This window comes from Chitinophaga sp. CC14, assembly GCF_048957795.1.
Taxonomy (GTDB): domain Bacteria; phylum Bacteroidota; class Bacteroidia; order Chitinophagales; family Chitinophagaceae; genus Chitinophaga; species Chitinophaga ginsengisegetis.
The window spans coordinates 342,845-358,760 of sequence record NZ_JARBFY010000001.1; the positions used below are offsets into that span (position 1 = coordinate 342,845).

Annotated in this window: 11 protein-coding genes; 1 reads left to right on the forward strand and 10 read right to left on the reverse strand. The window is 43.6% G+C overall.

From position 1 onward, the window contains the following. Positions 1-60: 60 nt before the first annotated feature. The gene (locus tag PV783_RS01440; protein WP_420986927.1) at positions 61-1,149 is read right to left on the reverse strand and encodes a Wzz/FepE/Etk N-terminal domain-containing protein; all 1,089 of its coding nucleotides are present in this window, start codon (positions 1,147-1,149) and stop codon (positions 61-63) included. A 21-nt stretch (positions 1,150-1,170) separates the two neighbouring features. Beyond that, complete coding sequence (locus PV783_RS01445) at positions 1,171-3,636, reverse strand: SLBB domain-containing protein (RefSeq protein ID WP_420986928.1); 2,466 nt, start codon at positions 3,634-3,636, stop codon at positions 1,171-1,173. Positions 3,637-4,152: 516 nt separating this feature from the next. Between PV783_RS01445 and PV783_RS01450 the strand changes: the two genes are divergently transcribed. Beyond that, positions 4,153-4,653, forward strand: a complete 501-nt coding sequence (locus PV783_RS01450) for an RNA polymerase sigma factor (RefSeq protein ID WP_420986929.1) — start codon at positions 4,153-4,155, stop codon at positions 4,651-4,653. Positions 4,654-4,717: 64 nt separating this feature from the next. Here the strand turns inward: PV783_RS01450 and PV783_RS01455 are convergent, their stop codons facing one another. From PV783_RS01455 to PV783_RS01490, 8 genes are all read right to left on the reverse strand, one after another. Further along, positions 4,718-5,935: a sterol desaturase family protein gene (locus tag PV783_RS01455; RefSeq protein ID WP_420986930.1), complete on the reverse strand. Its 1,218-nt coding sequence runs from the start codon at positions 5,933-5,935 to the stop codon at positions 4,718-4,720. Positions 5,936-6,154: 219 nt separating this feature from the next. Next, positions 6,155-7,567, reverse strand: coding sequence for an RtcB family protein (locus PV783_RS01460; RefSeq protein WP_420986931.1), 1,413 nt, complete (start codon positions 7,565-7,567; stop codon positions 6,155-6,157). Positions 7,568-7,579: 12 nt separating this feature from the next. Then, positions 7,580-8,311, reverse strand: coding sequence for a hypothetical protein (locus PV783_RS01465; protein ID WP_420986932.1), 732 nt, complete (start codon positions 8,309-8,311; stop codon positions 7,580-7,582). A 99-nt stretch (positions 8,312-8,410) separates the two neighbouring features. After that, a complete protein-coding gene (locus PV783_RS01470; RefSeq protein WP_420986933.1) occupies positions 8,411-9,475 on the reverse strand; it encodes an AAA family ATPase in 1,065 nt (354 codons plus the stop codon). Between the two features lie 843 nt (positions 9,476-10,318). Beyond that, positions 10,319-10,885 (reverse strand): DinB family protein, encoded by a 567-nt coding sequence (locus PV783_RS01475; RefSeq protein ID WP_200817306.1) that lies wholly within the window; start codon positions 10,883-10,885, stop codon positions 10,319-10,321. A 580-nt stretch (positions 10,886-11,465) separates the two neighbouring features. Continuing rightward, on the reverse strand, positions 11,466-12,548 hold the full coding sequence (locus tag PV783_RS01480) for a PA0069 family radical SAM protein (RefSeq protein WP_420986934.1): 1,083 nt from the start codon (positions 12,546-12,548) through the stop codon (positions 11,466-11,468). A gap of 40 nt (positions 12,549-12,588) precedes the next feature. Beyond that, on the reverse strand, positions 12,589-14,370 hold the full coding sequence (locus PV783_RS01485; protein WP_420986935.1) for a MutS-related protein: 1,782 nt from the start codon (positions 14,368-14,370) through the stop codon (positions 12,589-12,591). 102 nt (positions 14,371-14,472) lie between these two features. Beyond that, positions 14,473-15,903 carry a glycoside hydrolase family 125 protein gene (locus tag PV783_RS01490; protein ID WP_420986936.1) on the reverse strand — a complete coding sequence of 477 codons (1,431 nt, stop codon included), beginning with the start codon at positions 15,901-15,903 and terminating at the stop codon, positions 14,473-14,475. Positions 15,904-15,916 lie beyond the last annotated feature (13 nt).

A 15,916-nucleotide genomic window follows, 5' to 3' on the forward strand; every position in this document is an offset into this window, starting at 1 on the left:
TACAATTCATATCCATATTCGAATTCCCAATCGCGCTATCTTCTAATTAGCTATTATAGACTACTCACCTCTCATTACCTCAGCCCAAAAACTACGCAGCAATACTACCATAGTAGCAATGAACCCAAGAAGCATTCCACCGATTACAATCCCTTTAATTTTTCCCAGTTTCTCTATAACAAGTGGCAAAATAGGGCTGTCAACGATCTGTATGACAGGAGTTTCTCTTTCCATAGCAATCTTACTAATTTCAAGATTTTTGGCAATTTCAAGATACATTGCCTGTAATACCATTTTGTCACGCATACCAATTTCGGCACCAACCCCCGCCACTACCTTCGCTGGATTCAGATTAAAATCCTGAATGGCCGCAGCATCATAGGTTTTACGATTCAATAACAGTTTAAGAGAATCTGCCTGCGTCTGAAGCCTTTGTACATTGGTTTTAGTCCGCATCGTTTTGGTATCCGTATAAAATTCTATAGCTTCTCTCACCAGGGTTTCAGTGAAACCTTTAGAAAATTCTTCCATAGGCGATTTCAGCTTTACTTCAATAAAACTCAGTTTCTTATCTACCTTATCTATTACGAGGTAATGTCTAACCAGGTCATCCTGCATAACGTTTAATATGCTATCCTGGGCTAACGAAAAAGCTTTCCGATCTTGACCAACCGGATATTTTACATCAAACTTATCTTTTCTTCCTGCCCATTTCTTACGAAGTTTTTTAAATTTAATATAGCATTCGGCCAGCGTTACCTTTTCTCCAGATACAGCTACCGGGGATAATAATGCCTTTTCAACGATTAGCCTTGATTTAAGAAACTCCATTATGTTATCCCCTTCAAATATACTGCTCTCACTTTTACCTCCCAGATCAATTCCGAATTGACCAGCAAGACTTGCATATGCACTAAAAGGACTATCATTATTTGCTTCCAGAACAAAAGTCAACTCAGCTACATAAGTTTCATCTGAGAGAAGCGATGCCCCTAATCCCAACAAGCCACCTATAACTACAGCTATTATTATTACCAATTTTTTCCTCCAGAGAATCTTAAATAATTGCTGTAACTTAATGATCAATTCCTTTAATGAAATCTCATTATTCTGCATTTCACTATGAGGATTGCCCTTAGATGGTTCCATGAATGTATAAATTATTAACCCTTACAATTTATTCAGAATAGTAACAATTATCAGCGCTATGGAAGCCAGACCGCTGGCCAAGCCGATCGCTTCACCACCTGTGAGTCCCTTCCTATCTTTCTTTGATGGCACATATACTTCTGCACCTGGTTTCACTTTGGGGTATTTATTAAAGAAGAATATCTTCCTTGTACTTTTTACCTCCCCGTTAGCATATACAACATAACTGCGTCTCTTCAATGCAGAAGCTGTATATCCCCCAGCCCCTCTTATATAATCCCGGAAAGCATATCCATTATCATAGCGAATCTTTTTGGGGAAATAAATTTCACCAAACATCTGCACTGTCTGCAATTTCTTAGGTATTTTCAATACATCTCCCTCCTCTAGCAGAATATCGTACTTCGATCCTGGTTTCTTCACAACGTCATCCAAATTAATTCCAAGCAACTGATATTTGCGTTCCATCATATTTTTAACACTGGTAATACTTGAACTATCTTCCAACTTACTGTAAAACAACTCTAACTTATTGTTGAGCAAGGCGCTGTCAGCACTACTGATATAAGTTTTGCGAAGCAATACTGCTCCTTCCGGAAAAGCCTCAGGCCTAAGCCCCCCTGACCTTTTTATCAGATCCGAAATATGTTCCCCTTTACTCACAATAGTGTATTGTCCGGGATATACTACTTCACCTTCAATAGAAATATTTGCCTGCTCACTGTACGCCGGAGATTTACGAATAACCACCTCGTCAAAGGGTTCCAATGCCACTTGTTCTCCTACAATGCTGCTCAGATCCGCGCTAATATCAAATTGTCTGATAATTGCCCTTGAACTGTCTTTACTGTTATACTCTCCTTTTCTGATCCGTCGGGACACTTCTACATGTTTCAACGATGCAGCATCTTTAAGCCCCCCGGCCAGTAACACCAAGTCTTCCAGGCGCATGCTATCAGCAAATGGAAAGGAACCAGGTTTGTTGACCTCACCACCAATCAATACTGAATACTGTTGTCTTAGATCCAGTTTAGAAAATATAATCACACTATCTTCCTTCTTAACAGGAATATTTGCTCTACCATTAATCACATCCTGCACATTAAAACTTATAATAGCCGGTGTGAAGTCATCCTGTAAACGACGGATAATACCCCGATTCAATGATGCTTCCTCTCTAACACCATCTGCCTTTTTAATCAGATCTGAAAGTGTCATGCCAGGCTCAAGCCCATAATTCCCAGGATGAAAAACAGCCCCACTGATTGTGACACGATTGCTGAAGCGGTTTAAGATAGAATCAACAAAGAACTGGTCACCGGATTTAAGCTTAAAAGAAGCAATCTGATCAGCTGGTACGTTAATTACTTCCCGTTCCTTATTATTAATACGATAACCTGTAATATTTTCTTTAAATGATCCATCTGTGTAGCCACCCGCATAGTCAAGAATGTTCTGCAATGTTTCATTGTCCTTCGCTTCAAAAATTGCCGGACGCTTCACTTCTCCTAACAACTCAACCCTGGTTTTGTAGGGATTTACTTTCACAATATCTTGATCCTGTAAAACAATATTATTCGCCAGATCTCCTTTAGCGATAAAATCATACAAGTCAAAAGTCGTAATCACCTGTCCGTTGCGGATCACTTGTATATTCCGGAATGAGCCATTTTCATCTGGGCCGCCGGATACATACAGCGCATTGGCCACTGTTGCCAGAGATGGCAATGTATATGAACCTGGCTGATAAATTTCGCCTATCAGCAAAACACGGATACTACGGATATCCCCTAAAGAAATCTGTACAAATGTTTTACCGCTTGATATAGTTGAATAAATAGTAGACAATTGCTTGGTAATTCTATTCTTAGCTTCGTCCATAGTCAAGCCGTTCACATAAACAGGCCCAAGATTAGGGATTCTGATGTACCCTTCCGAAGTCACGGTCAACTTATATTGCACTTCTGAATAACCATACACATCAATCATTACCTGATCATCTGCAGCCAATTTATAGTTGGAGGGAGTAGGTATTCGCAGATTGGGTTCAAACGTCAGGTTCTTATTTGTAAATAATTCAGCGCCAAATATCTTCCTTCGTTTAATGTCCGAGGGACTTACATTTTGCCTGAATAAATCAACCTTACTTGTATCCGAATCATTGAATGATCTTCCTGAATATTGGTTATCCTGCTGAAAGATCTCTGTACTTTTCTTTTTATCCAATGATTTATCCAACCCAAGCATCTGTATCCGGCTCTTCAACTTTTCCGCCTCACTTGACGGAATACCTTTCTCTTCCGCATAGGAATCTATATCATCCATTCCCAGATTGTTCTGTTTCATCTCAGCAACAATCCGCCTGATCTGATCATCTGATAAATTATCTACGTTTACTTGCTTTATCTGAGCTGGGGACGGTACCTGTGCCATTACACAAAACCCTACAAACAGGAACAGTTGGACCAACAGTATTTTTCTTAACATGTATAATAGGATCTAAACTTTCTCGAATACCTTTTTGGAAACAATCTTATCCGGCGCCGGCCAAATAAGGTGCAAATCTATTAAAAATAACATATAAATGTTAGTTCCTAACACTTTTAACCTGAAAACCTTATGAGCTGTCTGATATACGTTTAAACATCTTTCCGGGTGTTGGACTCACCCTTACGCAAATAAGGGTCCAAATATCACCTGGCCGCTAATTTTAAGTTATTTATAATATGTGAATATTGTTAATACAATAACCCAATCTTTTTTTCTCTCTTTTACGTTAATGTATATAGAGAGTCACCTGTATTTACCTGTTTTAGAAAATTTGGATCACAACTTAAACTACCACCTGTTTTACCGATCTAAGTACTGGCATAAGACGAATTGCTTGAGAATCAATTAAAATAACGGAAAAAAAATCATGTATTAACTGCCCCCAAGGCATCCTTAGAAAACGTCTTTTACCCCCTTTTTTGTTTAAATTAGTTAAGGCAAAACTTAAACATTATGTCGTCTGTTGAATTTAACACCTTGCTTGTCGGAAACGCTGATTTCCTGAAACCCTTTGCTTTTACACTCACCAAAGATGCCGAACAGGCAAAAGATCTTTATCAGGAAACCCTTTTCAGAGCCCTGTCCAACCGGGAAAAATACCTGGAAGGCACAAATATCCGCGCCTGGCTATTCACCATTATGCGGAATATCTTTATAAATCATTACCGGAAAAAATTGAAACATCGCACCGTCGCAGAACCCAGCGCCAGCGAATTCTTTATAAACCACCAACAGAATATAGTCAGCAATAAAGCGGCCTCTAACTTACAAATGAAAGATATCCATGTGGCGGTTTACCATCTGCCGGGCATCTTTAAGAAGCCATTTATGCTTTACTATGAGGGTTACAAATACTTCGAAATTGCCAATATGCTGAAAGAACCACTGGGCACCATCAAAAGCAGAATACACTTCGCCCGGAAAATTCTCAAATCACAGGTCCCCAGGCAATAATCCCCTACCAGTACCGGAAATCCCAACACGCAGCTATCCAGCCCAAAACGCCGGAACAGCACTGCTATGAACGGGGATAACCATACACCAGCCGCAGATAATGCTCTTTGAGGTGCGACTGGAAATAAAAAGCAGTAATCATTATAATAGCAGCTGCACAGAGAAATGCAGGATGAGGCCAAACATAATAACCCGCCAGGCAAAATACCAGGTAACGGGCATACTCCAGGTAAAAGACCCATTTCTTCTGCTCCATAATTGCTCCGCAGTTGATCAGTGTAAGCAGGATCAGCAGGGTTACGCATACCTGTATAAATACCGGCACATAATGCTCCAGCAGCAGGAAGGAAAACAATACAATCAAGGTGGCCACAATCTGCCACAACACATAATTAAATAGTTTGGGCGCTTCCGTGATATGAGGATTACGCAGCAGGAACTTTTCTTCCAGGATCTGCCGCGCCCCGGGATCTACATTATCCGGTTTGCCAAAAACGATCCGCAACTTGTTCCTCCAGCCTTTCGCCTGCCGGGCGGAATACAACATCTCCAGGATAAAGTGGAAATGCTGCCATAAAAAGCTATTACTTTCCAATGGCTTGGTTAAACCATACACCGGCTCCTCTTCTTCCTTTACAAAAGTGCCAAATAATTTATCCCATATTATAAATACATCACCGTAATTCTTATCAAGGTATTGCGGATTGCTCGCATGATGCACCCGGTGATGCGAAGGCGTTACCAATATATATTCCAGTATCCCCAGCTTGCCAATGGTGCGCGTGTGAATAAAAAAAGGATACAATCCATGCACCAGCAGCATACTGGTAATCATGGCAGGAGGAAATCCGATCACCGGAAGTATAGCCCAGAAACCGGTACGTATGAAAGCCTGGAACACCGTAATCCGCGCAGATACCGTGTAATTGAACTCCTCACTCTGATGATGCACCACATGCGCACACCAGAACACGGTCACTTCATGCGCCAGCCGGTGATACCAGTACCAGATAAAATCCGTACAGATCAGCAACGCCACCCATAACAATACACTGGATTTAATATCAAAAATGGCAAAATGACGATACAGGTAGTCGTATACAAAATAAAAAAGACCTACTGTAAACATATCCAGTAAGCGCTCTGCAATACCCACACTCAGGTTGGTAATAGAATCATTAAACTTGAAATAAGTCTTTCCGTTTTTTCGCGCCACCAGGTATTCTAACCCAATAAAAGTCAGGAAAAAAGGAACTGCCAATGCCAGGTAGTTTAAATGCACTTGATATAATTTTAAATCCGGAAATCCAAATAGTAAGACATAGGCTAATACACGGTGCCAGCCCATGCATAGGTTTACTGGTAAAAACTGGTGGTGGTAAATTACCACAATGATAAGCAATAAAATTTAATTATCCTACTATTTTAATAGACTAATAAAAACGAAAGGCGGAAACAACTTTCGCCGTTATCCGCCTTCGCTTCATTGCATATATTTTCATCAGTCTTCCGGAGGTCCGCCATCAGCCATCCGCACCACTTTGGGCACAAACTGACCAATCACTTCCACCAGCGCTGTTTGCGCGGCCATTACCGTATCAATATTTTTATACGCGCCTGGCGCTTCATCCAATCCGCCTCCGATCAGTGTTACACCATGTTCCTGTAACTGCTGTTTCAACACTTCGTTAGTGATAGATGACTTTGCCTTCGTACGCGACATTAATCTTCCGGCGCCATGCGAAGCCGATTGTAAACTACCCTCTTCACCCTTTCCACGCACAATGAATCCCGGCGCTGTCATGGATCCGGGGATTACCCCCAGTACTCCCTTTCCGGCTGGTGTAGCCCCTTTCCGGTGTACAATCACTTCTTTCCCCTGGTACATTTCTTTCCAGGCAAAATTATGATGATTCTCCACCCTTGCCAGCAAAGTGGCGCCCATCGCATTAATCAGCCGTTTGTGAATCAGGTGGTGACAGGCAGACGCATAGTCACCCGCCAGGTTCATCGCCAGCCAGTACTCCTGCCCTTCCGCTGTATCCAGATCCAGGTAAGCCAGGTGCTTTGCATGTTCCGGTAACGGGCAGATCTCTTTTGCAAGCTGCGTATAATGCCCCGCTATCTGCGCACCCATTCCGCGCGAACCGGAGTGGGATAGTAATGCCACATACTCACCGGGCGCCAGCTGCCATTCATTCTGCGGATCAGTAATCGTTGCAATTCCCCATTCCACGAAATGGTTGCCGGAACCAGATGTTCCAAGCTGCCCCGCCGCTTTATCAAACAGGTTCTTAACAAACTTTATCTCCTTAAATTCACTTCTCTCCAGCACCGGGTCCGCCTCCCGTTTCTTCCACTCCGCACCGGCGCCGAATTTGGTGAAAGTCATCAGCTGCTTTGTATACGATGTTTCGTTCATCAACAACGTTTGCACCGGCAAATCCAGTACGCTCAAACACATACGGCAACCAATATCCACGCCTACGCCGTATGGTATCACCGCGTTATCTGCAGCCAATACACCGCCTATCGGTAATCCATATCCCTGGTGGGCATCCGGCATTAAGGAACCAGCAACGGCAACGGGTAAACGAACAGCGTTATTCAACTGCTTCACCGCGCCTTCTTCTATATATGATTCTCCGTAAACGGAATAAGGCACAGGCGTTTCACGCAAGGCAATCACTGCCGGCGCAGCAGGAACCAACAGTTCCTGTGCTATTTCGCCCAGTATAGCGTCATCTGCATATGCGGCAGGATCCGCCAGCACTTTGGTTAACAACGCAATTGCTTCTTCTTCCGTATAGTGTCCGTAATGTTTTTCTATAACATCCATAGCTATACGAAAAACAGGGCTTTGAGGGTAACCTATCTCCAGTAATTTTTTACCATTGATTTTTAAACTTGACATAAAGGGTTAATTTTATTCGTACCATTCTTCCTGCAGCAGCTGCTGCAGGGTATACTGCTTAAATTGATATTTTATCTTATACTCCGGCAACCATTTTCTCCAGCCAGCCTGCTTGCTCCTCGTAAGGCTCCAGATCTTAGGTTCCAGCTGATTGCGTTTCAGGAAATTATCCAGCTGATCTATCTCAGAACGCAGCTCCGGCGCCGTTACCCGCTGTTTGGTGATCATATTGGGACGCACCTGTAATACAAATCTCCAGGGTTCTTTTACAACAAAATACTTAATCTGATCAATACCGTTTTTACAATAACGTACCCGTTCTTCAAAACAATTCCTCTCTTTTGGGGTGAGTTTCATTTTCTTAAAATGATAATCCACGGGTTGCAACAATTGCTGTTCTCTCAGCACATGTATCTTTCTCCCTCTCCTTCGTTTTTTAACCTTAAAATCTTTACGGTGACTATAATCATACGTATTGATTTTTTTTAACAGCTCCTGGAAAAATTCACCATCCCGGCTTCTGGCCACATCCCCCCGTAAAACAAAGTAACGCTTGTAACCTTTCATTACCGGTGGATCCAGCTCTGTATAGCCCCGCCGATTCCATGCCTGCCACAATTCCTTTTTCTTTCTGTTGTATTGCAGTAGTTGTTTGTCGTATTGTTTAAGCGCATCGCGCTTTCTGCGCCTGCACGTTCTTATCCGTGAGGCAGCCATATAATTTTCGATCTCCTGATTGTCCATAATCAGTAATTAAATTTTCAATATTGTTTACGCTGCTGATATATATGGACAATTGATTTCTTTTCATTTTTATTAATTTTTTAAGATGAATAAATAATATTACGCGATCTCTTCCAGCATTTCCCGCCTGAACCCGATCACATGTTGCCTGGTTTCAAAAGAAGGCTCATGCTGATTTGCAATTTCTGCAATGGTCATCGCCTTGTTGACTACCGTATCAAAACCCATGTGTTTTGATAACGCCTGTGCTTTAGCGGCAGACAAGCGTTTGAACTCATACTTTGCGATCAGCCTGCCTTTGCGTAGCAAGGCGCTGTCAATAGCGGATAAATCACTGTTGAAAGAACATACCAGTTGTATATTCAAACAATCTGCCAGTAATCCATCCGACAGGTTCAGCAGGTTGGAAACGGAGGAGTTTCCGGAAAACTTACGATCCATTATTACATTTTCGGCATCTTCAATGATCACCACGCAATTGGGATTATCGATCAGCAGCTCCATGAACTCAGGATTCATAATGTTGTTCGCCAGGTCCGGTGAAACAAAAAGCACGCGCTTTTTTATCCGGCCTATCAGGTAACGCAGGTAGGTAGTTTTACCTGTTCCCGGCAAGCCATGCAGCAACACGATCCCCTTGTCTTTATCCTTCTTCAGCCGCTGTTGTATCACCTTATCTATCTCCTTAAAATCATCTTCATAAAACTTACCTATATCCAGCTTGGTGCGTTTTATTTCCAGGCTTTTAAGCTCCAGTCCTTTACGTCCGCTGGTGATCAGGTTAATTTCATGCGGCTCCCTGCGTTGTTTCTCTTTATATCGTGTAGCCATTTCCGTTACTTCAGATACAAATGCAGGAATAGTGCCGTTATGCAATATCTCACACCACGATTGCCAGAACGCCACCACGCTGTTATTATTCAGTACAAACAGCGTCTGGTTATGTTTATACTTTTTCTTTTTATTATCGTAATCAGTATAGCGGTGTGTATGCACAATCATACTTTCATATTTCTTCGCAAAAGCAGCGGTGGCTTTATCACCATCTACTTCATAAATGTTATTGATATCGGGAATAGCATTAAAATTAACAGTATATACTCCCTTCGGGGCAAAATGTTCGCCGTCTGTTATATCGATGTTATTATTAACTATATGCTCCATATTTCTTGATCTCTTTAATGTGATTGCCTCCTGATGATAAAGATTTCCCGGAACCAGGCCGGTCCCGGGTAAATCGTATTTATCATGGGGTAAATTACAGGTTATCCTTCTGATAACCTGATGATAAGGGGTTAAAAATGCAAACAGAGACGAAAAAAAATATCTTAAAAAGGAGATGAAAGCGGAGCAGGATTACTCCGCCTGCCTGTTTTTTATGTACCTCCTCAAATAATCTTTATACTGCCGCATAAAAAAACCCGGTCTGTTTAAAACGGACCGGGTCATATAACGTTAACGCATACACTACGTTAAGACATACCTCGTCCGTTTAGCATTAATTGAATTAATGCTATCTCTAAACCATTTGCTGCGGCGGATTTGAATCCGTTCTGTTATTTCCGGTAAACTCATCATTTCAATAAATCGATAACAAAAAAGCCCGGATCCAAAGACCCGGGCTTCTGTTATACTTACAAATATTTTTTATCTACCTGTAACCATAAAACGCCCGGAATCCGCTGCCATCTTGCCCGAGGCAGGATGTTGCGTTGTCCATATGTAGATTAATGCGTTTCATGTTTATCAATTTGTTTTATTATCAATTTTAACGATGCAAAGATAACAGGATATATTTTGAATTTGCAAATTTTTAACAAAATATTTTCAACTATTTTATTTATGCTTTCTTAAACAACACTTTCTGATTTTCAAAATCCGCGGCTGCATCTATGACCTGGAGCAGGTCTGCAAAATACAAGAGCACTAAAAAGCCGGAAGTCTTTTCACTTCCGGCTGTAGTTATGATCAGGATTAACAAAAACAGATGGTGGTGGTCGACCTAAGTTATATTAACACCGCACTTTCTTCGAATTCCTTCTGAAGACGCTGCATCTGGCGGATATGCCGCTCAATATGCTTGGTGAGGAAATAGATGTACTGATAGATATCCAGCTTACCCAGCTGATTCACAGACATATTTGTAAATACCAGCACCCCTTCGCCGTTTTTCAGTAAAGACAGGTTGTACATGCACTGTGCATACTGTTGCTTCAGGAGGGCTTTTACTTCCTGCATATTTTTAAGTCCGGTAGGTTCCATATGTTCGGGTCTTACCCAACCAAAGGATTTACTGCCGATGACGTCTATCTGTTCTAATTTATTGGCATAATCTGCCGGGAGTATCACGGAGTGTCCGGTTTTCTTACGTTCCAGCGCACGGCGGGTACTCTTATTGATGATCAGCAGCAAAAAGTAATTGGTGAGCGTAATATGCTCCAATACTTCCCGTATGCTCCATTGATCACGGTCTGGTTTGAAATCCAGTAATGCCGGTTCTTTTTCAAACCACTGATCCAACTCCCTGAAATTGGTGAGTAAGGCCTCTCTTACAACTTGAATAACGTTTCTCATCATCTAACGTTTTTGGGATTATGCACTTTACTTTTTTGCTAATCAAACGGGTTAGCGCATAACATCTTTGAATAAATATTTTGTTTGCCATTTTTATGCCGGATTTGGCCACAAAAAAACCCGGCCGTATTTACGGACCGGGATAAATAATGTAGAGGGTTATCTCACATTACCGCATACCTTGTCCGTATGGCCTTTTTAAGGCAAGACCATTCCGTTTACACCATGAGGTGTATTTTTTTTGCATTACAGTTATCGCTTGAAATTCTTTCAATGTCGTCATTTCATTACTGCTTCAAAAGCAAAAAGTCCCACACTTTTCTCTAGTGCGGGACTCTTGTTTATATCGTTTGATAACTTTTTCTATCGTTAACAATCGGTGCAACATGCCCGCATTCCGGCCTTGACCTGCTTGTGTTGGCAGGCCATCGCTGAAATCTCGTATGTTGATATAAGTTGCACAGTTATTTTTGTTCTTGAAGCAAAGGTAATTTTTATTTTTTTTATTACACAAAAAAACACCCTACTTTTTTCCTAGACTTAACAATTAGTTTAAAGTGCAACCAAATATCATTGATTATCAGAACAGACTTAATTGTGAATTGGGCCGGCGGAAGGCTGCTGTATTGAATTCAAAGCGTTCCTGATTCAAACCGTTCTTCTTTGTGTGAATTTTAAACTGCTGCTTTATCAGGTCTGCGATGTTACCTTCTCCCCTCATTCTCCGCCCAAAATCGCTGTCATTCACCTTTCCACCGTGCATACTTTCTATATGATGCCATACTTTATCCGCCCGGTCAGGGAAGTTTTTATAGAGCCAGTCGTTGAAAATGACCTTCACCGCGTCATTGAGCCTCACCACCGTATACCCTGCATACTTAGCCCCATTGGCCGCTGCAGCTTCCAGCAGGCGGGGAATTTCATGGTCATTGAGCCCGGGGATAAGCGGGGCTGTCATAACGCCAACGGGTATCCCAAGATCACTCAGCTCCTTCACTACCTTCAGCCGTTGCACCGCCGTGGCAGTGCGGGGTTCCATTTTTTGCCGCAGATCTTCCTGGAGGGTGGTCACAGACAGGTACACGCACACCAGGTTCTCCTGCGCCAGCTGCTGTAACAGGTAACGATCCCGCAATACCAGTGAGTTTTTTGTGATGATGCCTACCGGCTGTTTGTATTCCAGCGCTACTTCCAGCAGCTGCCGGGTGAGCCACATCTTACGCTCTACCGGCTGATAGCAGTCCGTATTCCCCGAAAGGGAAATCGGCTTGGGATCCCATTTCTTATTATCCAGGAACCTGCGCAGCAGTTCCGGGGCGTTATGTTTTACAATAATCTTTCTCTCAAAATCCAAACCCGCACTCAAACCCCAATACTGGTGGGTGTTACGGGCATAACAGTAAATGCAGCCATGCTCGCAGCCCTGGTAGGGATTCATGGAGTACCACATTCCCACATCGGGACTATCCACCTTATTGACGAGGTTTTTAGCATGTTCCTCAAACACCTGGGTAGGTACATCTGCCTGCCACCATTCATCAATACCTTCTGCATGCTCCTGCGCATATTCGTCTGCCAGGTATTTATTCTTGGGATTAATCTGTGCTCCGCGCCCTTTATAGTATGGATTTTCCGGTGCGCCCTCCTGGAATGGCAAAGTCATAGACTAAATATTTTAGTAAAAATACTAAAATATTTAGGATTTAAATAATTTCCATTTGCTTCATCAGGAAAGTGGCGTTTTTATTCCGGGCAATGCCCACCCGGATGCGGTAATCGAAGAAGAGATGATTATCCTGTATGGTGCTTTCAAAGCAGTAGTTCCTGATCTGACCGGGATAGGCCGCTTCCAGTTGCCCCAGCTCCAGGTCGTGCGTGGCAATCATGCCCAGGCAGTTATATTGCAGGAAATGCTCTATCAGGCTGCGTGAGCCCGATAATTTATCTTCAGAATTGGTGCCTTTGAGAATTTCATCTAACAAAATAAATACCCGCGCACCGGTTTTCAGGTGACGGATAATATGTTGTAACCGCAGCAACTCCGCCTGGAAATAAGAGGTGTGACTGGCGATAGAATCCTTGATACGCATGGAAGTCATGATACGCATAGGGCTGAACACAAAACGGTCGGCACACACCGGTGCGCCGCACATAGCCATCAACAGGTTGGAGCCTACGCTCCGCAGGAAGGTACTTTTACCGGACATATTAGACCCGGTAATGATCAGGAAATGATCCTTGCTGCCGGCGGCGCCATCGTTCTTCACGCATTCGCCGGCCGGGATCAGGGGATGCCCAAGCGCCGTAGCCTCCAGGATGCGGCCTTCTGCCTGCGGCGCAGGCCACGAAAATTCCGGATGATTAAAGGCATAAGTAGCCAGGCTATTCCACACTTCCAGCTGGGTAATCACATCAAACCACTGGGTGATGTGCTGCTTATGCTGCTTTTTCCATCGTTCCAAACGCAGGATGCAATGGAGATCATACAGCATCAGGGAATTGAGCCCCAGCGCCACCAAAAGGTTCAGCCGCTGGTCAAATGCATTGCATACTTTAGATAACTGCCGCAGTGCTACATCGGCCTCTTTGGCCATATCCTGCTGCTGTTGCAGTAAAGCGGATTTTTTGAAACTGCCGTTTTTTATAAGATGTAATAAGATAGAGAACTTATCCAGTATCCGTTCCTTGTGGGAAATCAGGACATATTGCGCCATGATCTTTTTCTGACTGCCGCCCAGCAGCAACCAGTTCAACATAATCAGTATTAACAACGGGTAATACTTGCCGGTGGTGGCATACACCACAATGGAGCCGGTTACCAGCAAAGGACTCAGCCAGATAACCACATTTATAAATTTGTTGTGCAGAAAATGGAAAGGCATTTCCAGCCAAGCGCTGATTTCCCTGCGATCGCTTTCTTCCTCTTTTGCCAGCGTGGCATTGGCGGTGAGCAGCTGCCGGAACTCCAGCTCCGGTGTAAGCACCTGCAAAGCCTCCTGTGTGGCCAGTATAGCGGGAGCATCTTCCAGCGGGTTTCTCAATGCGGCGGCCAGCTGCCGCCTGCCGGACAAAGTACCCGTGCGGTTAATATGCTGAAAAATAGAAGACGGCCCGAAAACATCCAGGTCGCTGCTGAAATCATGCTTGTCGTCCACAAACTCATTCCCGTCGTCAAAGGCCGATTGCCAGGTAGTTACCACCTGCAATTCCTTCTCATTCAGCTCCAGCAGGGATTTGAAGAGCTGCAGCTTCTGCTGTGCCCTGGAATACAACACCAGTAATACTATAAACGCAATCATACCGGCAGCTGTAACCAGCAACCACGGCGCCTCCCAGCCGCTCCGGATAAAAAACACGATGCCGGCTACTATCGCCAGGAAACAGATCAGCCGTGCCCACGACAGGCTGGCGGTTAACCGTTTCTCTTTTTTTATCGCTTCCCGGAACTGGTGGATCTTTTGCTGGTACGTATCTGCTGGTGTCATTTATCTGGTATTTATAACTAAAAAAATCAGGGATTTCATGGTGTATGTTCGCAATATATTGAACATAAACCACAAAATCCCTGGTAGAAATATCTGGATTATCTATGCGTATTGCCTCTTCAGCAGATCAGGATACTCCTGGCTTACTTTCAGGATCAGCTCTCCAAAAAGTGTATTCACCCAGGCAAACCACGGACGGGTAAACTTCGACGGATCATCTTTATGATAAGATTCATGAATAAACCCGGTTTCACCATCGGTATTGCGTAAGGTTTTAATACAGGAAGCTATTTCCTCCTTATCATGACTGGTTAAAGCTCTCATGATAATGCTCATCGGCCAGATATAGTCGTTACCGGTATGCGGGCTACCTACTCCATCACCATATTTGCCCCTGTAAAACCAGGGCTGGAAATTGCTCCATACAAAGTGGCGGGAAGCCTGGTACAACGGATCATCAATGCCGGTATAGCCCAGGTAAGGAATAGACAGGAGACTGGGCACATTGGTATCGTCAAGGAATAAACGGTTGCCGAAACCATCTACCTCGAAACCATACATCATACCCAGCTTGGGATGTTCCACAATAGCATGGGCCTTAATAGCGCGGTCTACTTCATCTGCCAGCGCAATACATTCATGTGCAAAGGCTGGATCTTTATAAATGGTTTCGCTGATTTCCGCCAGCTGACGCAGAGATACTACGGCAAACATGTTGGACGGAATCAGGAAAGGAAATACCGTAGCATCATCAGACGGACGGAAAATAGAAACGATCAGCCCTACCGGGGAAATGGGATTACCCCAGCCTCCATTGGCAACGGTATCCGACTGTACGGGTGAGTTACGCTGAAATTTATACGGACCGTGACCGTCTTTACGTTGCTGTTCCTTAAATGTTTTCACGATGAGCTGAGCGGCCTGTTTGTATTTATCATCAAAGGGCGTATTGTCACCGCTGATCTTCCAGTAGTTATAAGACAGGCGAACCGGGTAACAAAGAGAATCAATTTCCCATTTGCGTTCATGCAGTTCAGGCTTCATGGTGGTCAAATCCTTATCCCATTCGCTGCCGGTAGGACCTTCATTGAAGGCATTGGCATACGGATCAATGAGGATACATTTTGTTTGACGGTTGATGACGCCCACCACCATTTCTTTCAGCTTTGCATCATCCTTTACCAGTGGCAGGTAAGGCCATACCTGGGCAGAGGAGTCGCGCAGCCACATGGCGTTAATATCTCCGGTGATCACGAAAGTATCGGGCCGGCCGTTTTCTTTCTTAAAATTAACCGTTGTGTCGAGCGTATTAGGGAAACAGTTTTCGAACAGCCATCCCAATTTGGTATCCGCAATCTGGGATTTCACCTTTATAATTGTCTTTTCCACCGCCTCACTGGTGAATTTCCGCTTTGCCAGGGGCGGACGTTGGGAGGTATACCCACTCCAGCCAAACACTGTTTTGGGCAATCCAAGCCCAACAACGCCTGCTACCAGGGCGCTGTTCTTAAGAAAATCTCTCCTTGCAACCATAACGTTTTTGAAT

Coding starts and splice junctions, on each gene's coding strand:
- PV783_RS01440 (WP_420986927.1), bottom strand. CDS start 1,149: ATGGAACCATCTAAGGGCAATCCTCATAGTGAAATGCAGAATAATGAG.
- PV783_RS01445 (WP_420986928.1), bottom strand. CDS start 3,636: ATGTTAAGAAAAATACTGTTGGTCCAACTGTTCCTGTTTGTAGGGTTT.
- PV783_RS01450 (WP_420986929.1), top strand. CDS start 4,153: ATGTCGTCTGTTGAATTTAACACCTTGCTTGTCGGAAACGCTGATTTC.
- PV783_RS01460 (WP_420986931.1), bottom strand. CDS start 7,567: ATGTCAAGTTTAAAAATCAATGGTAAAAAATTACTGGAGATAGGTTAC.
- PV783_RS01465 (WP_420986932.1), bottom strand. CDS start 8,311: ATGGACAATCAGGAGATCGAAAATTATATGGCTGCCTCACGGATAAGA.
- PV783_RS01470 (WP_420986933.1), bottom strand. CDS start 9,475: ATGGAGCATATAGTTAATAATAACATCGATATAACAGACGGCGAACAT.
- PV783_RS01475 (WP_200817306.1), bottom strand. CDS start 10,885: ATGAGAAACGTTATTCAAGTTGTAAGAGAGGCCTTACTCACCAATTTC.
- PV783_RS01480 (WP_420986934.1), bottom strand. CDS start 12,548: ATGACTTTGCCATTCCAGGAGGGCGCACCGGAAAATCCATACTATAAA.
- PV783_RS01485 (WP_420986935.1), bottom strand. CDS start 14,370: ATGACACCAGCAGATACGTACCAGCAAAAGATCCACCAGTTCCGGGAA.
- PV783_RS01490 (WP_420986936.1), bottom strand. CDS start 15,903: ATGGTTGCAAGGAGAGATTTTCTTAAGAACAGCGCCCTGGTAGCAGGC.